Origin of the sequence: Pseudoclavibacter helvolus (assembly GCF_049707175.1) — a bacterium.
Taxonomy (GTDB): domain Bacteria; phylum Actinomycetota; class Actinomycetes; order Actinomycetales; family Microbacteriaceae; genus Pseudoclavibacter; species Pseudoclavibacter helvolus_A.
Window position 1 is genome coordinate 130,009 of record NZ_JBNAFM010000003.1, and the last position, 18,828, is coordinate 148,836.

At 65.5% G+C, this 18,828-nt stretch carries 19 protein-coding genes and 4 tRNA genes; 10 read left to right on the forward strand and 13 right to left on the reverse strand.

Annotated elements, in window-relative coordinates:
• Positions 1-5: 5 nt before the first annotated feature.
• The 3 genes from ACPYN9_RS03445 to ACPYN9_RS03455 form a co-directional block, all read right to left on the reverse strand.
• Positions 6-578, reverse strand: coding sequence for an HIT family protein (locus tag ACPYN9_RS03445; protein ID WP_424463930.1), 573 nt, complete (start codon positions 576-578; stop codon positions 6-8).
• Positions 575-2,497, reverse strand: coding sequence for a threonine--tRNA ligase (thrS, locus tag ACPYN9_RS03450; protein ID WP_424464123.1), 1,923 nt, complete (start codon positions 2,495-2,497; stop codon positions 575-577). The genes ACPYN9_RS03445 and thrS overlap by 4 nt, the downstream gene beginning before the upstream one ends.
• Before the next feature lie 214 nt (positions 2,498-2,711).
• Positions 2,712-3,137, reverse strand: a complete 426-nt coding sequence (locus ACPYN9_RS03455; protein WP_424463932.1) for a hypothetical protein — start codon at positions 3,135-3,137, stop codon at positions 2,712-2,714.
• Between the two features lie 247 nt (positions 3,138-3,384).
• Here ACPYN9_RS03455 and ACPYN9_RS03460 point away from each other — a divergent pair, with 247 nt between their 5' ends.
• Positions 3,385-4,473: a fatty acid desaturase family protein gene (locus tag ACPYN9_RS03460; RefSeq protein ID WP_424463934.1), complete on the forward strand. Its 1,089-nt coding sequence runs from the start codon at positions 3,385-3,387 to the stop codon at positions 4,471-4,473.
• A 66-nt stretch (positions 4,474-4,539) separates the two neighbouring features.
• Here the strand turns inward: ACPYN9_RS03460 and ACPYN9_RS03465 are convergent, their stop codons facing one another.
• On the reverse strand, positions 4,540-5,367 hold the full coding sequence (locus tag ACPYN9_RS03465; protein ID WP_424463936.1) for an alpha/beta fold hydrolase: 828 nt from the start codon (positions 5,365-5,367) through the stop codon (positions 4,540-4,542).
• A gap of 104 nt (positions 5,368-5,471) precedes the next feature.
• Between ACPYN9_RS03465 and ACPYN9_RS03470 the strand changes: the two genes are divergently transcribed.
• Entirely contained in the window at positions 5,472-6,035 is a 564-nt protein-coding gene (locus ACPYN9_RS03470; RefSeq protein ID WP_424463938.1) for a TetR/AcrR family transcriptional regulator, read from the forward strand.
• A gap of 37 nt (positions 6,036-6,072) precedes the next feature.
• Here the strand turns inward: ACPYN9_RS03470 and ACPYN9_RS03475 are convergent, their stop codons facing one another.
• From ACPYN9_RS03475 to ACPYN9_RS03490, 4 genes are all read right to left on the reverse strand, one after another.
• The gene (locus ACPYN9_RS03475) at positions 6,073-7,002 is read right to left on the reverse strand and encodes a helix-turn-helix domain-containing protein (protein WP_424463940.1); all 930 of its coding nucleotides are present in this window, start codon (positions 7,000-7,002) and stop codon (positions 6,073-6,075) included.
• Between the two features lie 317 nt (positions 7,003-7,319).
• Positions 7,320-7,391: transfer RNA gene (locus ACPYN9_RS03480), tRNA-Val, on the reverse strand.
• A 6-nt stretch (positions 7,392-7,397) separates the two neighbouring features.
• Positions 7,398-7,468 (reverse strand) — tRNA-Cys (locus tag ACPYN9_RS03485).
• Between the two features lie 64 nt (positions 7,469-7,532).
• Positions 7,533-7,604 (reverse strand) — tRNA-Gly (locus ACPYN9_RS03490).
• Between the two features lie 344 nt (positions 7,605-7,948).
• Between ACPYN9_RS03490 and ACPYN9_RS03495 the strand changes: the two genes are divergently transcribed.
• The 6 genes from ACPYN9_RS03495 (at position 7,949) to ACPYN9_RS03520 (ending at position 13,946) form a co-directional block, all read left to right on the forward strand.
• Positions 7,949-8,021: transfer RNA gene (locus ACPYN9_RS03495), tRNA-Val, on the forward strand.
• Positions 8,022-8,723: 702 nt separating this feature from the next.
• Positions 8,724-9,566 (forward strand): ribose-phosphate pyrophosphokinase, encoded by an 843-nt coding sequence (locus ACPYN9_RS03500; protein WP_424463942.1) that lies wholly within the window; start codon positions 8,724-8,726, stop codon positions 9,564-9,566.
• Between the two features lie 27 nt (positions 9,567-9,593).
• Positions 9,594-11,135: a nicotinate phosphoribosyltransferase gene (locus ACPYN9_RS03505; protein WP_424463944.1), complete on the forward strand. Its 1,542-nt coding sequence runs from the start codon at positions 9,594-9,596 to the stop codon at positions 11,133-11,135.
• Positions 11,132-11,761 carry a hypothetical protein gene (locus ACPYN9_RS03510; RefSeq protein WP_424463945.1) on the forward strand — a complete coding sequence of 210 codons (630 nt, stop codon included), beginning with the start codon at positions 11,132-11,134 and terminating at the stop codon, positions 11,759-11,761. Before ACPYN9_RS03505 ends, ACPYN9_RS03510 begins: the two co-directional genes overlap by 4 nt.
• A gap of 261 nt (positions 11,762-12,022) precedes the next feature.
• Positions 12,023-12,703, forward strand: coding sequence for a hypothetical protein (locus ACPYN9_RS03515; RefSeq protein ID WP_424463947.1), 681 nt, complete (start codon positions 12,023-12,025; stop codon positions 12,701-12,703).
• A gap of 223 nt (positions 12,704-12,926) precedes the next feature.
• Positions 12,927-13,946: a hypothetical protein gene (locus tag ACPYN9_RS03520; protein ID WP_424463949.1), complete on the forward strand. Its 1,020-nt coding sequence runs from the start codon at positions 12,927-12,929 to the stop codon at positions 13,944-13,946.
• A 131-nt stretch (positions 13,947-14,077) separates the two neighbouring features.
• Here the strand turns inward: ACPYN9_RS03520 and ACPYN9_RS03525 are convergent, their stop codons facing one another.
• The 5 genes from ACPYN9_RS03525 to ACPYN9_RS03545 form a co-directional block, all read right to left on the reverse strand.
• Positions 14,078-14,314: a hypothetical protein gene (locus ACPYN9_RS03525; RefSeq protein ID WP_424463951.1), complete on the reverse strand. Its 237-nt coding sequence runs from the start codon at positions 14,312-14,314 to the stop codon at positions 14,078-14,080.
• 2 nt (positions 14,315-14,316) lie between these two features.
• Entirely contained in the window at positions 14,317-14,697 is a 381-nt protein-coding gene (locus tag ACPYN9_RS03530; protein ID WP_424463953.1) for a hypothetical protein, read from the reverse strand.
• Positions 14,694-15,365 carry a hypothetical protein gene (locus ACPYN9_RS03535; protein WP_424463955.1) on the reverse strand — a complete coding sequence of 224 codons (672 nt, stop codon included), beginning with the start codon at positions 15,363-15,365 and terminating at the stop codon, positions 14,694-14,696. Before ACPYN9_RS03535 ends, ACPYN9_RS03530 begins: the two co-directional genes overlap by 4 nt.
• Before the next feature lie 32 nt (positions 15,366-15,397).
• Entirely contained in the window at positions 15,398-15,628 is a 231-nt protein-coding gene (locus tag ACPYN9_RS03540; RefSeq protein ID WP_424463957.1) for a hypothetical protein, read from the reverse strand.
• A gap of 235 nt (positions 15,629-15,863) precedes the next feature.
• Positions 15,864-16,697 carry a hypothetical protein gene (locus tag ACPYN9_RS03545; RefSeq protein WP_424463958.1) on the reverse strand — a complete coding sequence of 278 codons (834 nt, stop codon included), beginning with the start codon at positions 16,695-16,697 and terminating at the stop codon, positions 15,864-15,866.
• Between the two features lie 392 nt (positions 16,698-17,089).
• Between ACPYN9_RS03545 and ACPYN9_RS03550 the strand changes: the two genes are divergently transcribed.
• Together ACPYN9_RS03550 and ACPYN9_RS03555 are read left to right on the forward strand one after the other, a co-directional pair.
• A complete protein-coding gene (locus ACPYN9_RS03550) occupies positions 17,090-17,587 on the forward strand; it encodes a hypothetical protein (protein WP_424463960.1) in 498 nt (165 codons plus the stop codon).
• Between the two features lie 9 nt (positions 17,588-17,596).
• The gene (locus ACPYN9_RS03555) at positions 17,597-18,826 is read left to right on the forward strand and encodes an amidohydrolase family protein (RefSeq protein WP_424463962.1); all 1,230 of its coding nucleotides are present in this window, start codon (positions 17,597-17,599) and stop codon (positions 18,824-18,826) included.
• Positions 18,827-18,828 lie beyond the last annotated feature (2 nt).

Sequence of the window (18,828 nt, forward strand, 5' to 3'; positions counted from 1 at the left end):
GAGGTTCAGGCCTTCGGCCAGGCGTCGGCGAGCGCCTGACGGGTTTCTCCGAGCAGGGACGGGAACGCCTTGGTCTTCGCGATGATCGGGAAGAAGTTCGCGTCGAACTGCCATCGAGGCACGATGTGCTGGTGCAGGTGCCCGGCGATGCCTGCGCCCGCGAGTCTCCCCTGGTTCATGCCGATGTTGAAGCCGTCGACATTCGACACCTCGCGCAGCACCCGCATCGCCGTCTGCGTGAGGTGCGCGATCTCGAGGACCTCCTGCTCCGACGCCTCGTCGTACATCGCCACGTGGCGGTACGGGCAGACGAGCAGGTGTCCAGAGTTGTACGGATAGAGGTTCATCACCACGAACGCATGCTCGCCTCGGGCGACGATGAGCGACTTCTCGTCGTCCATCGTCGGCCCGACGCAGAACGGGCACGCGTCCTTGGCAGGATCCTGGCCGTCCTGGATGTAGGCCATCCGGTGCGGCGTCCAGAGCCGTTGGAACGAGTCGGGCACCCCGGCGAAGTCGGCGGAGCGCTCGATGTCGAGGGCGTCCAGCTCTCCCTCGGGGAACCCGAGCGCGCTCATGCCAGGTCTTCTGCCGTGTTCACGAGCAGGTGGTCGTCGACTGCACTGCGGACCAAGCGGATCGCCTCGTCGACGGGAACACCGTTGCGCTGCGTCCCGTCGCGGAAGCGGAACGAGACCGTGCCCGCGGCGCGATCGTCCTCACCAGCGATGAGCTGGAACGGCACCTTAGCCTTCGTGTGGTTCCGGATCTTCTTCGGCATCCGGTCATCGGAGGCGTCGAGCTCGGCGCGCACGCCGTGCGAGCGCAGTTCATCCACGATTCCCTGCAGGTAGTCGCCGTACTGCTCGGCAACGGGGATCGCGACGAGCTGGACCGGCGAGAGCCAGACCGGGAACGCACCCGCGTAGTGCTCGACGAGCACTCCGAAGAAGCGCTCGATCGACCCGAAGAGCGCCCGGTGGATCATGACGGGACGCTGGCGCGTGCCGTCGGGAGCCGCGTATTCCATGTCGAAGAGTTCCGGCAGGTTGAAGTCGAGCTGGATGGTCGACATCTGCCAGGTGCGGCCGATCGCGTCGCGAGCCTGCACCGAGATCTTCGGGCCGTAGAACGCCGCTCCGCCCGGATCCGGGACGAGATCGAGGCCGGATGCGGTGGCCACTTCCTCGAGCGTGCGCGTCGCCTCCTCCCACGTCGCGTCGTCGCCGACGAACTTCTCGGGGTTCTTGGTCGACAGCTCGAGGTAGAAGTCGTCGAGGCCGTAGTCCTTCAACAGCGAGAGCACGAACTTGAGCGTCCTGCCCAGTTCGTCTCGCATCTGCTCGCGCGTGCAGTAGATGTGCGCGTCGTCCTGCGTGAAGCCGCGGGCGCGGGTCAAGCCGTGCACGACGCCCGACTTCTCCATGCGGTAGACCGTGCCGAACTCGAACATCCGCAGCGGGAGCTCGCGGTACGAGTGGGCGCCCTGGTTGTAGATGAGGTTGTGCATCGGGCAGTTCATGGGCTTCAGGTAGTAGTCCTGGCCCTGCTTCGTGACGTTGCCCGCCGCATCCACTTCCTCATCGATGCGCATGGGCGGATACATGCCGTCTCGGTACCAGTCCAGGTGGCCGGAGATTTCGTAGAGGCGGCCTTTCGTAATGTGCGGGGTCGAGACGAAGCTGTACCCCTCTTGCACGTGGCGCTTGCGCGAGTGCTCTTCCATCTCGAGCTTGATGATGCCGCCCCTTGGGTGGAAGACCGGGAGGCCTGAGCCGAGCTCGTCGGGGAAGCTGAAGAGGTCGAGCTCACGGCCGAGGCGACGGTGGTCGCGCTTCATGGCCTCCTCGGTGCGCTCCTTGTACGCGCGCAGTTCGTCCTTGGTCGGCCAGGCCGTGCCGTAGATGCGCTGCAGCTGCGGGTTTTTCTCGGAGCCGCGCCAGTAGGCCGCTGCCGAACGGAGGATCGCGAACCCGTTGCTGAGCATGCGGGTCGAAGGTACGTGCGGGCCTCGGCAGAGGTCCTTCCAGTAGACCTCGCCCGTCTTCGGGTCGACGTTGTCGTAGATCGTGAGCTCGCCCGCGCCGACCTCGACCGACTCGTTATCGGCGTTGGCTCCGCTGCCCTTGAGGCCGATGAGCTCGAGCTTGTACGGTTCGTTCGCGAGCTCGGCCCTGGCCTCCTCGTCGGTCACGACTCGACGCACGAAGCGCTGGCCCTGGCGCTGGATGCGCTGCGCCTCTTTCTCGATGGCCTTCAAGTCTTCCGGAGTGAACGGCGTCTCGACATCGAAGTCGTAGTAGAAGCCGTCGGTGATGGGTGGGCCGATGCCGAGACGGGCGTCGGGGTTGATCTTCTGCACAGCCTGGGCGATGACATGCGCGGCCGAATGACGAAGGATGCTGAGGCCTTCTTCGCTGTCGATCGACACTGGCTCTGCGACGGCGCCGTCCGGCACCTCGCGGGCCAGATCGACGAGCTCGCCGTCGAGCTTCATCGCGACGACGGAGCGGTCAGTGAAGAGCTCGAAGCCGGTCGTCGTCGCGCCGCCGGCTTCGTCCTGGCGGGGTTCGGTCTCGAGGTCAACGGGATCGCTGGTCACGATGCTCCTTGTCGTTAGGCATGAACAAGGAGCCACTTTATCGCGGGCCGACGCGCTCGCCGCGCAGAGTGGCACCGCGGCGCTGACCGCACGCCGGTGCGCTCGGCGCTCATTTCGAGTGGCGCTCACCCTTCGCCGTGAAGGTGCCGATGTCTTCGGGTTCTGCGGATGCGGTCGTCGGCCGCTGTGCGCGGCCACTGTCGTCTGCCGGACCTGAAGGCGCGGAAGAGCTCGTGGGTCGAGAGGAATTGGCCTCAGACTCGGCCTTGCCATCGCGCCCGAGGGTGTCGACCAAGCCGTTCAAGGCAAGGAGGGCGAGGCGGATCTTCTGGTGATGGCGCCCCTCGGTCTTCGCGTCCAGCTTCTCGGCGAGCTTGACCGCCTGGCTCTTGATGACGCTCTCGCGACCCGTGACGACCTTCTTGAGACCGGTGTGCACGGCCTGCACTCGAGCCCCCGAGTTCGCCGATTCCCGCATCCGCTCACTCTTCTGTGAGCCCCCGCTGCTGCCGGCTGCTCCGCCTGTCGACGACATGGTTCCTCCAAGTGCGCCCACTGGCGCTGTCCGTGATGGCACCAAGATACGCGCGATCGAGATACATCGCGTGTGAAGACGCTGGGTGACGTGTCGGCCGGATACACAGCCAACTTCGCCGCACATCCGGCTAGCCTGAAGACAGCGATCGGCAGATGCCTTTGGCGTACGTACAACCAAGGTTGCCGATCGAGGGGATCCTCACATTACGACTTCATCTTCCGCGCTCCCCCAAGCTTCCGGACACGTGCAAGGCCTCGGCCGCATTCGGACCACGAAGCCCCGCACACCGGGAGCGAAGTCCGTCACGCAGAGCTACAGCGCCGTGTCGAAGGTCATCCGCGAGATGGGCCTGCTGAAGCGCACGCGATGGTTCTACGGAATCCTCGCTGGGGGCCTGCTCCTCGCACTGGGCGGAGCCGTGACCGGCTTCATCCTGCTTGGCGACAGCTGGTTCCAGCTGCTCATCGCCGCAGCGCTCGGCATCATCTTCACGCAGTTCGCGTTCATCGCACACGAAGCCTCGCACCGCCAGGTGCTCGAGTCGGGGCCAGGCAACGACCGCCTCGGCCGTCTGCTCGCCGCCGGTGTCGTCGGCATGAGCTACAGCTGGTGGATGACGAAGCACACCAAGCATCACGCGAACCCGAACAAGATGGGCAAGGACCCGGACATCGACTTCGACACCATCTCGTTCACCGAGGAGGATGCGAAGAAGCAGACCGGTCTGCTCGCCGTCATCACGCGAAAGCAGGGATACCTGTTCTTTCCGCTTCTGACCTTCGAGGGCTACAACCTGCACTTCCGCTCGATCAAGTCGCTCTTCGCGCGGCAGCCCATCAAGGGACGCTGGGTCGAGTTCACCATGATCGCGCTTCGGTTCGCGATCTACTTCGGAGCGATCTTCTGGCTGCTGCCCCTGGGCATGGCCTTCGCGTTCGTCGCCGTCCAGATGGCCGTCTTCGGCGTCTACATGGGTGCATCCTTCGCCCCGAACCACAAGGGCATGCCGATCATCCCCGCTGACGTGAAGATGGACTTCTTCAGCAAGCAGGTGCTCACGTCACGCAACGTCAGCGGAGGTTGGTGGGCGAGCGCGCTCATGGGCGGCCTCAACTACCAGGTCGAACACCACCTCTTCCCCAGCATGCCGCGACCTCACCTGGCGCGAGCACGCGAGATCATCCGCGAGCACTGCCAGAATCTCGAGGTTCCCTACGCCGAGACGACGCTGGTCAAGTCCTACGGCATCGTGATCGAGTATCTGAACCGAGTCGGCTTGCAGGCTCGCGACCCCTTCGACTGCCCGCTCGTCAACCAGTTCCGACGAGTCTGACGTACCTCAACCGCCGAGGCCCACCCGATGCATTTCGGGTGGGCCTCTTGCGTTGCCGCGGACGAGCTACTTCTGGATGAAGTCGACCAGGATCGGCGTGATCTCTTCGGCGTGCGTCCATAGAAGCCCGTGTGGTGCGCCTTCGATCTCGTGGTACTCAGCCTCGGGGAAGGCGGCATGGAACGCCCTGCCCGTGGCGTCGATCGGCAGGATGTTGTCGGCCGTGCCGTGCGCGATCAGCGACGGCTTGCCACTTGCCTGGACCGCAGCGACGTCGCCGGTGAAGTCCTCGATCCACGTCGGAACGACGGCGTAGGCGGCGACGGGGGCGCTACCCGTTGCCGTGTTCCAGCTCGCGGTCACCGCCTCCTGCGAAATGCGCGAGCCAAGGTTCTCGTCGAGGTTGTAGAAGTCGTTGTAGAACTCCGTGAACCAGGCGAAGCGATCGCCTTTCGCCTTTGCGGCGATGCCGTCGAAGAGTGACTGCGGCACACCCTGGCCGAGCATGCCCGGCTCGACGGATGCGAGGAACGCGAACTTCGCGACGCGCTCGTGCCCGTACAGCCTGGTGTAGCGCGCGAGTTCGCCGGTGCCCATGGAGAAGCCCACGAGGATGACATCGGTGAGGTCGAGCGCGGTGAGGACCTCGTTGAGGTCCGACGCGAACGTGTCGTAGTCGTACCCGGTCTCCACCTTGGATGAACGGCCAAAGCCGCGGCGGTCGTAGGTGATGACTCGGTAACCGGCCGCGCGGATCTCGCGAGCCTGACGCTCCCAGGACGAGCCGTCCAGCGGGTAGCCGTGGATCAGCACGACCGCCTGTCCGGTCCCGTGGTCTTCGTAGTAGAGCTCGATCGGAGTCGAGTTCTCGCTTCCGACGGTGATGAATGCCATGGTGGCGCTCCTCGTTCTCAAGGCCCGGAGAACGGTCGTTCCCTGGTGCGTGCCCTACACTAGAGAACCAGCGTTCTCCACGCAAGCCAGAGAGGAAGGATGCGATGAATTCGCCTAGTCATGAGCGGATCGTGCAAGCCGCGGACGAACTGTTCTACGCCAAAGGGATTCAGAGCGTCGGCATGGATGCCATTCGCGCGGCCGCAGGTGTATCACTCAAGCGCCTCTACGCCGAGTTCGGCTCGAAGGAAGACCTCCTGATTGCCGTGCTCGACCACCGCTCGGCGATCTGGGACCGCGGCCTGCAGGAAGCATCCGCCGCAGCCGAGACGCCTCAGGCCAAGCTGCTTGCGGTGTACGACTTCCTCGACGACTGGTTCCGCACCGACGAGTTTCGCGGCTGCGGGTTCATCAATGCCTTCGGCGAACTCGGCAGCGAGTCGCCCAGGGTTGCGGAGACCGCCAGGGCTCAGAAGCAGGCCTTCCAGGCGTACGTCGCGGACCTCGTCAGGGAGCTCGGCGCCCCTGCGGAACTCGGGGCCCAGCTGGCGCTCCTGGCCGAGGGCGCGCAGACGACTGCGGCCATCAACGGAACGCCTGACGCGGCCGCACACGCACGATCAGCGGCCCGGCTGCTCATCTCAGCCACTCTCGGCCAACAGGCCTGAAGAAAATCTCACGGACGCCGCCGACACCTCCCGCCCGTCACTCAGAAGGCAGCCCGATGACGGCCTCCCCCTCGGTTGCCCGCGGAGCTTCGAGCAGGGCCTTCCGCATCGCCCTCGGTGACGGGAAGCCGGACCTGTTTGCTACATCTGCGGCCGACAAGGTCGCATCCTGCTGCCAGAGGAGCTGAGCGATCGACGCGCGACTGCGGCGGATGGCCCAGACGACGGTGTCGTCGGCCGCGCTAAAGTGCAGCTGCAGCTTCCTGGGCGAGACGTGGAACCTGGCAGCCACTGTCACCGAGGTCAGCTCGGGGTCGGCTGCATGGAGGCGGATGTAGCGCGACGCTGAGCAGTAGAGGTCAGGCTCGTGCGTCGTGCTCACGCGCTCGATCAGCGACCGAGCGAGCGTGGCGGCGACGTGGTGCAGTGTGTCGCCGATGGCCCCGCTGGCGGGGACGGGTGCTTGGGCCAGCCCGTAGCAGGCCGCGAACGCGAAGGTGTTGAGCGACGGGTCGGTGAGTCTCGTGATCGGGTCTCCGGTCACGCCCTCGATCCCGCCCGCGTCGATGGGGAGATCAATGCTGAAGAGGATGTTCTCATTGCGTTCCGCGGTCGAAGCGAGACTCACTGGTGACGTGCCCGGGGAGATCGCCACGACCTCCCCACGGGCCAGCTGCACGGAACGGTCTTCGACCTCGACGAGCGTCTGCCCGCTGTTCACGAAGACGAAGAGCGTTCGTGACGAGATGTGTCTGCCGCCGCGGGGAACCACGAAGCTCGCCGCTGGTACGTTCGCCCAGGCTGAGATGAACCCCGGCGCTCGCAGGGCGGTGATACTGAAGGGCCGCGTGCTGTCGATTGCCTTCAGCTGCATGCCCGTTCCCATCAGTAGGGCAGCGAACTGCGTCGCGTCGCTCGAGTCTCGAAGCTGAATCTGATCGAAGTTCGGGGAGGTGACGCGAGCCAAATCAGCACTCATTTCATTCGGTCAGTGCGCTACGGGCGCACACCATCGGGACGGTCTACACGTCGTTGTTCGCGGCGAGACCCCTGGTCGATGGGATCGATGTGCACGGCGCGGCGGTGACACAAACACGGATCCCGATCGACCGTAGCGGGGCCGACGCACAGTCCTCTGTACGCACCGGTCGTGGTGCGTCGATGTGCATGGTTCATGCGGAAACGCGTGCCACACGTGCAGCGGTTCGAAGGGGGCGCTTCGGGCGCAGGTGGGGGTCATTCCGGGTAAGCAAAAAGCCCCCGGCGAACCAGGGGCTTTTCTCGTGGGCGATACTGGGATCGAACCAGTGACCTCTTCCGTGTCAGGGAAGCGCGCTACCGCTGCGCCAATCGCCCATTGCGAGGTGACGACGGGATTCGAACCCGTGTGGACGGCTTTGCAGGCCGCTGCCTCGCCTCTCGGCCACGTCACCGTGTTGTGGGTTGAAACCCGTGCAAACTCGATCAGGTGTCTTCCACCAGATTGAGTCACACTCGAGCGGATGACGAGATTCGAACTCGCGACCCTCACCTTGGCAAGGTGATGCGCTACCACTGCGCCACATCCGCATTGCGCTTGTCTCGGGAACTTCCGTTCCGGCTTGACCAGCGCGAGAATGACTCTATAGGAACTCAGGCCGCGATACAAAATCCACCGGTGTAATTCGGGAAAACCCCAGGTCTTATCGGCAAGTCGTGGAGACGGACTGCCGCTCTTCACCGCTGTGGGGTGCCTGAAGGTGTCACTCGTCGTGCCACGACGGTCCGGATGGCGGTGCGTTGACGTAGGACGCAGAACCGTGTCCCAGTGGGACTCCCGCTCCCCCGCGGGAGGCTCGTCGACGACACGAGCGCCACGATGGCTGAGGTGTTCATCCAGCGCCGAGATCTATGGCATGATTACTTCTCGTCGCGGGTGATTGGCGCAGTTGGTAGCGCGCTTCCTTCACACGGAAGAGGTCGTGGGTTCGAGTCCCGCATCACCCACCGCGTGGAACCCCCTGGTCAGGGAGACATTTGGTCTTTCTGGTCCGGGGGTTTTTGCTACCCAGATGACCCCAAATGGCGGTTCAATGCGGGCACCGATCCAGGCCCAGTCTGTCAGTGCGTCATCATCTTCGGCCGCGGGGACTGTGCAACGGCCGTGCCTGCGGCCGTTGGCGAACGAGAGCGAGACTTCCACGTCTGGCCTCAGCTGGATCTCGCGAGGTGCATCCCGTCCGCTCGATCGCCAGCGCCAGATATACGAACCCTCCCGGTTGCAGGGTTAGGGCGAGACAGTTCGGGACCTGCTCGGTGATCTCCTGGTTTGCGTCGATGTACTGGCCTGCACCAGTCACACCGCCCGGACAGTAGCTGCGCGATGCGCTACTCGCGACGGTGTGGATCAGTGCCAACGCGAGTAACCAGAGCGAGTACCTGCGCACTTCGAGAAGCCACCCTCGGCCGATGGCGGTGTCCAAGGCGGCAGAAGGAGCCAGGTCTGGATTCGGGTTCGCGGTCATCGTTGCCTCACTTCGTCGTTCGGTGTGTGAGCGCGCGTTCTTCATCACGGTCCCAACCGAGGCTGGGTGCTTTCCGGACGGCAATGGACGCGCGCCTGCTCGTGGCCTGCGGGTGGCGCCACCTACGACTGAAACACCCAGAGATCCTATTCGTAAATCTACGAATAGCTGGTACGCTCGTGGCATGAGCATCCACTTCCAAGCCCTGCATCCAGCCGGATGGCGGGCCGCCAGCGCGATCCGCGTCATGCGCTTCCCAGGCGGCGAGCTCTCCCTGACGATCCCCCTCGACTCCCCCGAGACTCCGGCATATGCCGTCGTCACCGGGGCGGACTTCGACGACTATGTGGCGCTCGGCCTCTGGGCTGACTACGCGCATCAGTCGGGCCATCGAGCCATCGCCCTTATTCCGTACTTGCCCGCGGCTCGCGCGGACCGCGGCGTTCCGTTCGGGGCGAAGGTCTACGCCGAACTCATCAACAGCTTCCGGCTCGATCAGATCCTCACCTTCGACCCACACTCCCCCACGGCACCAGCGCTCTACGACAACCTGAAGGTCATCGACTCGGCACCGTACGTGCGCCGAGCGACCATCGGACGGGTCGGGACGCCCCACGACTACGTTGGCGTCATCGCTCCAGACGAGGGCGCGGTCGAGCGGGCGCAGCGCGCAGCGACCGCGCTGCACCTGCCGTTGTTCAAAGCGGAGAAGCACCGCGACTTCGAGACCGGCAAGCTCTCGGGTTTCTCTTGCGAACGGCTTCCCGGCGAAGGGCGACTGCTCGTCGTTGACGACATCTGCGACGGTGGCGGCACGTTCATGGGCCTCGCGGAAGCAACCGGCGTATCCCAAGAGCGGCTGACACTCTTCGTCAGCCACGGCGTGTTCTCCGGCAACGCACCCGAGCTCCGCAAGCACTACTCGGAGATCATCACCACCGACTCCCACCCAGGCGCCCACCGAGACGGCGTCGCCACGGAGCTCCTCTCCATCCGCAACATCCTCGCGCCGTTCATCGAGCGCTGAGCCGAACTGAACCGAAAGGACACCACCGTGGACTTCACACCCGTCGCCCCGCTCTTCCAGACCGACGCGTACAAGCTCGACCACCGCCGCCAATACGAACTCGCCGGCAACGTGACCCGCGTCTACTCCAACTACACCAACCGCGGTAGCCGCATCCCCGACATCGACAGGGTCGTGCACTTCGGCCTGCAGGCGTTCCTCGAGACCTACGCCGCAAGCTTCGAGCCATTCTTCGCCGCCGATGAGGACCACGTTGCCGCGGCTTACGACGCGCGGCTCACACAGATCCTCGGCCCCAATCAGATCGGCACCGACCACATCCGCGCACTCCACCGCCTCGGCTACCTTCCCTTGCGCTTTGCCGCCGTCCCCGAAGGAACCGCCGTCCCGCTGCGAATCCCCTCCTTCACGATCGAGAACACGCACCCGGACTTCTTCTGGCTCACGAACTACGTCGAGTCCGTCCTGAGCGCGGAAGTTTGGCAGGCGTCGACGGCCGCGACGATCGCGAAAGCCATGCGAGAGACCCTCGATGCAGGGGCGGAACGAACCGGCACCGATCCGGCCACGGTCGACTGGCAAGGGCACGACTTCTCCTACCGAGGCATGTCCTCGAACGAGACCGCGGCGATGACGGGAGCGGCGCACCTCCTCAGCTTCACCGGCACAGATTCGCTCGTCAGTCTCGACTGGATCGAGCGACACTACGGCGGCAACTACGTTGCGGGCAGCGTTGCAGCCACCGAACATTCCGTGATGTGTGCGGGAATCGCGACCGTCGGCGAGCAGCAGCTCTTCGAGAACCTCCTCGACCTCTACCCAACCGGCATCGTCTCCGTTGTCTCCGACACCTTCGACCTCTGGAAGGTACTCACTGAGTATCTGCCCGCGTTGCGAAACGAGATCCTCGCGCGGGACGGCAAGCTTGTCATCCGCCCCGACTCCGGCGACCCCGTCGACATCCTCTGTGGGGCGCCGCTGAGCACGCCCCCGCTCGAGGGTGGGGGCCGTCAGGCCTCCGACCCGCGAGACCTTCAGGAGCCTGCGCAAAAGGGTGTCATCGAGCTCCTCTGGGACACCTTCGGCGGCACCGTCAACGACGCTGGCTTCAAAGTGCTCGACAGCCACATCGGGGCAATTTACGGCGACTCGATCACTCGTGAGCGAGCGGCAGAGATCATCGACCGGCTCGCAGCGAAAGGATTCGCGTCCGGCAATGTCGTGTTTGGTATGGGTAGCTACGGCTACCAGTACCAAACCCGCGACACCTTTATGTCGGCCATCAAAGCGACGTGGATCGAGGTCGACGGACGTGCGGTCGACATCCGCAAGGACCCGATCACTGACAGTGGCACCAAACGCAGCGCCGCAGGCCGCCTCAGCGTGGTCACCGCGCCCGGCGGCAAGCTTGCCCTCATCGAGCGTGCGACGCCAACCGAAGAGGCCGAGTCGCTCCTGCAGCCGATCTGGGAGGATGGCATCTTCATCCGTAGGCAGGACTTCGCCGATGTCCGGACGGTCCTCGCGGAGCAGACCGTCTTGACCAGCAAGGAGTTCGCACGCGCATGAGCACCGCCTTCGACCAGCCCCTCGTCGCCATGGACGCTCTGCCCGTCCGGTTCCGGGGCGGCCGGATCGAAATCGGGCTCGCCGAGCGTGCGAACGCACCGCACGCCGGGGAGGCGGCGATCCCCGGCGTGCTCCTGCTCCCCGGCGAGCACGGTGACGGGCCCGTGCTCCGCGCGATCCGCACGAAAGCCGGCATTCCCGACGACGACGTGCGCGCTACCAGACAGCTCGGCTGGTTCGACGGAACCATGCGTGACCCCCGCAGCGCCACGATCTCGCTCACCAGCCTGGTCTTCCTCGCCCCAGACGCCGAGGACGGGACGCTCGAATGGCGCACGATCGAGCAATGCGGAAACCTCCCCTTCGATCACACCGCCATCGTTCACTCGGCGATCGCTCGACTCGGCGCGATCGTCTGGAGCGACTGGGACGTGACGCGGTCGCTGCTTGGCGAGAAATTCACCACCGGCCATGCCCTCGAGCTCGGCGCCGAACTGGGCGCGGAGCCCTACGATCGGCCCAACTTCCGACGCTGGCTCGAACGCACCGGGAGACTCCGCACCACGACGGACACGACTGGGCTCAAACTCACCGGTCGGACGAGCGTGTGGGAGTGGGAGGACTGAAGCTCGTCTCCGCAGGCCCGAAAGGGGTCCGTTGATTCCGACGCGGTCGACACGCTTGCCGGTCAGGTCTAGGACAGTTCGTCCCACCGCCTAGACCGAGCAGAAGGTTGGCTTTTACGTTTGGCGGGCTGTCACCAGAGAGTATGGTCGCTCCTCCCACGGAGTCGGACAACCAATCCCGCTCCCTGTCGTGACTGCCCTCCCTGATGCGGCGAACCCTCATTCTTCGCAGCATCTCAACGACGCAAAGGCGACAGAGACATGACAGAAACAACGTCGAGGCGCGCCGTCATCGGCGCAGCTGTATGGTCCGTGCCGGTGGTTGCTGCAGCCGCGGCGGCACCGTTGGCAGCAGCATCGCAGTGCGCTGAATGGCGAATCCATTCCGGCACCTACTACTGGATGCAGTTCGGCGGCATCAACAACAACGGAACCTGGAACTCCAACTCAGGCACGCTCACCGTCTACATGGCAGCAGGAACCGACACTCGAGGGGCCCTGTCCTACAGTGCGGCCGCCACCGGCATCAACGCTGCCACCACACAACATCGCTGGACCGTGACCGTCCCATACCGAGTCTCGTGGACCACCGTTCCCGCCGGGTACTCGGCCCCAACCGAGACGAACGCCGGCGGCGGCAACTGGACCTACACCTCGCAGAGATTGGGCACGATCCCCACGAGGGCCGCCGTGACACCTCTGGGCACGATCCCCACGAGCCAGTCCGCGCAGAACGCCATTTCGACGTCGAACTACTTCATCGGCTCGGCCTACCAGCTCCCGTTCGCGAACAACCAGCAGGTCACCGACGGTCCGACATACGCGATTCCCGTCACCACGACGACAAACTTCGCGCTGACGTTCCCAGCGTCTTCGTGCAACACCGGACCCATCTCGCGAAGCCTCAGCTACACGATCCCCGTTCGCCCGACTCGGGTCTGAGGCGCCCACGCCCGGAGCCCCGGCACGTGCTTCCTGGCAGGCGCTACAGGGCGCGGTGTCCGTCCCGCACTGGGAAGGCATCCCGGGTGCACGCTCCGGCGGCGACGGGGGTGCCGGATCTCAGATGAACGCGCAGCTGGCGCGTTACTTTCTCCTCGACATTTGGCGAGCCCAAGGCGTGAGCGGGGGTCTCGGATAATGGTGTCCAGGAGGGAAGGTGCGGATGACGATGCAGCAGGGTTCGGGGGTACCTCCGGGCGCCGGACGTGATTTCCCCCGGAAGGTGGGGGCGACCGCGTACACGCCGCTGGAGGCGATGCTGGATGCTGAGGTGGTGTCCTGGCACCCGCCCTACCGCGCGGAGGTCCGTTCGATCAGCGAAGGCATTCGTCCGGAAGCGCGACGCCTCTTTGACGCAGACACGGCGCGGCTGCTCGCGGAGGATCCCGGTCGGCAAGATCTGATCGCCCCGGCGCAGTGGCGCAACGGGTTGCGGATCCTCGGTTTCCTCGCCGCCGCTGCGACACTCGCCGGCATCGTGATCGCCGCCGGCATCAGCCCACGCAACCAGCCCTCCGTGGACGCCTCGGTCGTTGCCGTCACAGTCGGCGTGACCAGCACGCTGGCGTTGCTCCTGGTCGGCGCATCCATGCTGTTCCCCGCAAAGATGGGCGTCCCGAACCGGCTGGCGTCGATCAGCTTGTGGCTCGGCACCGTCGGGGCGTTCGCGTCGGCTGGCGCGCTGCTGCTGCGCCAGGACACGTGGTCGCCGTCGACGCCCGGCTGGCTGCTGCTCACCGCGGCGTCCGGGCTCGGGCTGCTGGTCCTCGCCGTCGTCGTCGCCATTGCCCGCCGGCCCTCCAAGCATGGCCCGGCGCCGGTCACCGAAGCCGATCTCAGGAAGCTGCGGATCCGGGCCCTGCACACGGCACTCGAGCACGCGATGGAATCCGCTTCCGAGGCCTGGCATCGTCTTGACGAGCAGACGCAACGAGGCCTCGAGCGAGGCCGCGAGAACGCCGTCGCCGCGCTGCTGGACGCGAGGGGTCCGAAGTTTCAGCCGGAGTGGCTGCGATCTTCCGCGCCAGGGTCCGTGGGCCTTCCGTTCGCCGCCGACAAAGCGCACGAGATCCTGCACCTTGGGGATGCGCAACTCACGGCTCGCGAGACAGGTGGCCCGTACGGTTACTTCGTCGAGCAGAGCAGGCGGGCAGCTGAGGAGCACGACCACAAACGCGGGTGAGACTGGACGATGGTGGTCTGGACGCGCAGTCCAGTCCGAGATCGCGTGCGTCGCCCCGTGACCCGGATCATGTGGTCGTATTCGCTCGTGATCACCTCGCTCATGCGGCCGACGAGCTCAGCATGACCGGCTTACGGCTCCGGGGTGCCGAGGTAGGCGGGCTCGCCCGGGGTGACGCCGAAGAACAGCGGGTCGCTCGGTGATTCCTCCCGCGGGAAGTAGCCGTTCGCGAGGGTCACTCCCCCGAACATGTCGTTGCTGAGCGCTCTCCGGTCGCCAGCCCAGCACTTCGTGTCCGCGGAAACGAGCACAGAGCCGTTGGCGATGAAGGTGACCATCAGGAGCGAGAAGTCGCCCTGCTTGCGCACGATCACGTCCGTCGACTGCGCAGTGCCGAGCCGAGGTCTTGGCCTTCCACGCTGTATCCGGCCTCGGACAAGTGTGCTGCGACGGCCGCGCTCAACGCCGGCTGAGCGGCGGGGTCGACGGAGGTCGTGCGGGTGAGGTCGAACTTGTAGCCGTTGTCGCCGCAGCCAGCACCGGAAGGTTGCATGCCGTAGGAGGACGGCTCTGCGTGCCAGGGTCCGTCGAAGATGAGCGCCTGGACGTCATTCGTCACGGCGCGGTAGTCGAAGTAGTGCTGCTTCGCATCGGCAAACAGCACAGCACCGGTCGGCGCGGGCTCAGAGCACCCGGCAAACGAGAGGACCGCGATGGCGGCCATCGCGGATGAGACCAATGTGCGCCTCATCGCTGGGTCCGATCTGCTCCGGCGAAGAACGACCGCACGCGCGCCCAGAGCGGGTCCGCTTCGGAGACGCCCGACACGAGCCGGGTCACCCCGCCCGCCTGGCCGAACCCGGACAATCCGCTGATGACCGCAACCATCGCCGTCGCCGCGGTGAATGAGGTCACCCCGGCACCCAGGTCACGCACCACGAGCGCGACTCCCGCGACGCTGACGAGCAGCGCCAGCGTCGCAGTAGCGAGCCGAGCGAAGATACGCGGCTCGAAGTTGATCGTTCGCGCTTGCAGCCAGCCTCCGGGTCGCCGCTGCCGGCCGGCACGCAGATACGGCAGCCGCAACCACCAGATTGCGGCGACGATCAGACGCCGCCCGGTCCACCACAGCCGCAGCAAAAGAACGATGCCAGTGACCCCGACGAGTGCCGCGACGACGGTCGCGATGAGGTCTACACCGACCAATGCTCCGCTGAGCATCGCCACAGTCCCGACCAGAGCAACCGCAACGAACGACCCGACCGATGCGAGGACGAAGGCGAGGACCCCGAGGCCCCACCTGGACCAGCGCTCGAAGTCACGCCTCAGCTCCGCGGCGCCACGGTCGGCGTCTGCGGGCGAACCCTCATCGGACTCGGCGGCCGCGATGAGGGGCATCGAGGCGGGTCGGATCAACATGGCATCACGTCCTCAGGCTATCGACCAGGTGGTCAGCAACTCTGCGCGGTCGGCTTCATCGTTCGCGCGTGCTGGGCGTCTTTGCGGCGACGCCGGATCGCGGCCACCGCGAGCAGCGTCCACGCGACTGCGAGCACAGCCCAGGCGATCCCGAACAGCGCGGAGCCGGTGACGAAGGAGGTCACGCTCAGTGCCACCCAGCCGACCGCGAGCGTTCCGCTCACCCAGGGGTTGATGGACGAGTCCCACCACGCACGACGCATTTGCTTCACCGTCTTGAAATCGATGATCTTCCACCCTCCTTCACCTTCACCTGCACCTTCACCTGCGCCTGAGCCTGCGCCTGCGCGTGCAGCATGAGCGTGCGTCACTCGGCGGAGCCGATGATGCCGATGAGTTTCGTCAGGACGCGGATCGTATGTGGCAGGCAGTGACGACACCGGAGGCGTGCCGGGCCGTCACTGCAGGAGACAGCGAGCTGAAGGCGAGCCAAGTCCGTTACGGGATAGGCGTGTAGTCCGCGATCACGAACGCAGGGACACCGTAGCCGTGGAATCTGTTGTTGTTGTTGTACCAGGCGACTTCTCGGAGCGCCGTGTAGTTGACGGTGAAGCCCTCGCCCGGGTTCAGCTGCGTGATCGGAACGGAGATGGTGAAGATCGAAGCGGAATCATCAGTCGTCGACATCGTCGAGGCACCGTCGCTCCGAGTGAAGACGAAGTCGTTGCTTCCGAGCAGGGGGCGGTGAGCGGAGAATGGCGTCCTGGCGAGGCGAGACCTCCCCGTAGCCCAGATCCCCGGCGTCACGAGCGTCGTTGCGTAGCCCGGGTTGCCTTCCTGTGGTCGTTGGAGGTTCGGGAGAAGGCGGGTGTCTTCGTTGAGCCACCGGCCCGCTGTATCCGACCACTGAGCGGCATACGCTTCGCGGACGGGGGTCGTCGTCGGCGAGTTTCCGCACCAGGGAAAGACGACCACGATGTTGCTCAGCCGGAAACCGGCGGTCGCTGGGAGCACCCACGAGGCGACCGCGTCATTGCCAACCCAGCGAGAGGGCAGTTCGCCATCGACGCTGAAATCGCTCGGTGAACGGACCGGCTCGGAACCTGAATAGGTCAAAGTGAAGGGCGAGTCGATCGGAATCTGCGACGCCATGTTCCAGATGCCGAGGTGGTACATGTCACCGCCGACGACGCCGCGGCGCTCGAGACCGCTCGCCGCCGACATTGGTGCTGCAACTGCTGCGGCCAGAACGGGCGCAGACCACGCGGCGCCACGCAGCACAGCCCGTCTGGATGGTCGGTTCTTGACTGAGCGTGATGCTGACTGCTTCATGGATTCTCCTCATGCGGGTGAGTGCCCGCGTAGCTAGCTCGACGGTGTCGCGCGCGCCGCGACTCGGCGGCTCTTGGATGTTCAGAAACGGTGGGATAGCGACTTGGATTCGCTGACTTCTGCTTCGCTTGGTGGCTGTTCGCCCGGTCAAACATGAAACACTTGACCCCCGACTCTCGTGACTCAGGACTCACCTACCAGCGCTTCGCAGGCTAACACGTCGGACACACGGATCTGCACGTTCGGATCGAATCGACACAAATCGTTCGCATTCTGCGCAAAACTGGCTTCACATATCCGGGTAATCGGTTGAGCGAGTCCGATGACAGAGCGCAACCCTCCCAACCGGCCGCTCCCCTGGTGCGACAAGCGCCGCATCGTAGACTGTTCCGATGCACGGCACAGCCGGATTCGGGTTCTACATCAGCGAGGCGATGGCACGAACGAACCGTGCCGTGGCAGAGCGAGACCGCGGGCACGCGGATCCGCACGGGCTTGCCTCGTCCTCCGGTGCGGCCACGGAGACGCGGCCTGGCGGAGTGCTGGTCATGGCGAGGCTCGTCTCCGCTGACCCTCTCGACGAAGCGCGCGACTACGCTGAGGCGCTGCGGACGGACCTGGTTCGGGTCGACACGTACGGGCATCCCGCCGCGATCGCGGGTGGCGCGTTCTTCACCTCAGCGGAGACTGTGCGCGGTCACACCGTCGCCCAGCTGGTGATCACCCCGGTGCACAACACATCGCTGTCACTGTGGACCAGAGCCGGGGCAACCCTGGTGACAACAGTGCTCGCAGACTCACACGGCACTCACGCCGTGATCGAAACGGCAGGCGGCCGCAAGATCGAGATCTGGCAACCTCCGGCCGCTCCCGCTGCCGGCGCTCCGTAGGCTCTTCCCATGGTCCGCAGCTCACCCCCGTCGCTCAGAGTCAAGAACGCCCGCGTGTGGGGTGGCGAGCCGGTGGACATCGTTATCCGCAACGGCCGCATAGCGTCGGTCGACCGCGTCACGCGGAACGCGCCAAGCGCGCCAAGCGACGCCGAGTTCGACGCCGGGAATCTGCTCGCACTGCCGGGCCTCGTGAACGCGCACGCGCATGTCGATAAGAGCTGGTGGGGAAAGCCGTGGGAATCGTTCGGAGGCGAACCAGGCACTCAGGGCCGGATCGCCCACGAGCGGTCCCGCAGGGATGCGCTCTCGATTCCGAGCGTGGAGACATCGCTGCGCGTCCTCATGCAGTCGTTGCGAACCGGAACGACGCGGATGCGAAGCCATGTCGATGTCGACCTCGGGGTGGGGATTCGCGGCATCGAGTCGGTTCGGGAGGCCGCCGATCGACTCGGAGGCGCCGTGGAGGTGTCGATCGTCGCCTTCCCCCAAGACGGCGTCATCCGGCGCCCAGGAGTGCTCGAGCTGCTGGAGCGGGCGGCCGCCGAGGGCGTCGACCACATCGGCGGTCTCGACCCGGCGCTCATCGATCGAGACCCGGTCAGGCAGCTGGACGGCCTGTTCGAGATCGCGGGGCGACGCGGGTGCGGCCTCGACATTCATCTCCATGAGCCAGGGGACCTCGGCGCGTTCGAGTTCGATCTCATTCTTGACCGCGTCGAACGCGATGGGCTCGGCGAAGGCCGCGTCAACATCGCGCATGGGCTCGCGCTGGTCGATGTCGATGCGCCTCGCCGCCGCGACCTGCTGCAGCGCATGGGCGAGCTGGGCGTCACGATGACCACCGTCGCGCCGGTTCGCATGCGGCAGCTCCCCCTACACGAGCTCGACGAGGCCGGCGTGCGCTTCGGGTTCGGCACGGACGGCATTCGCGATCTTTGGAGTCCGTACGGTGACGCCGACCTCATGGGCATCGCCTGGCAGTATGCGCGCGCCGGCGGTTTGGTTCGCGATGAGGACCTCATTCGTACCCTGCAGATCGCGACGCGCGATGCTGCCAAGTTCGTGACGGCCGAGTCCCACAATCTGCAACCGGGCGACCGCGCCGACATCGTGCTCGTCGACGCCGAGAACCCGATGGATGCGCTTGTCCGACGCGTCACACGCTCCGCGGTGATCGCCGGTGGTCGAGTGGTGGACCTGGATGATCTCCAAACTGCACCGTGGGAAGCCTTGTGAGA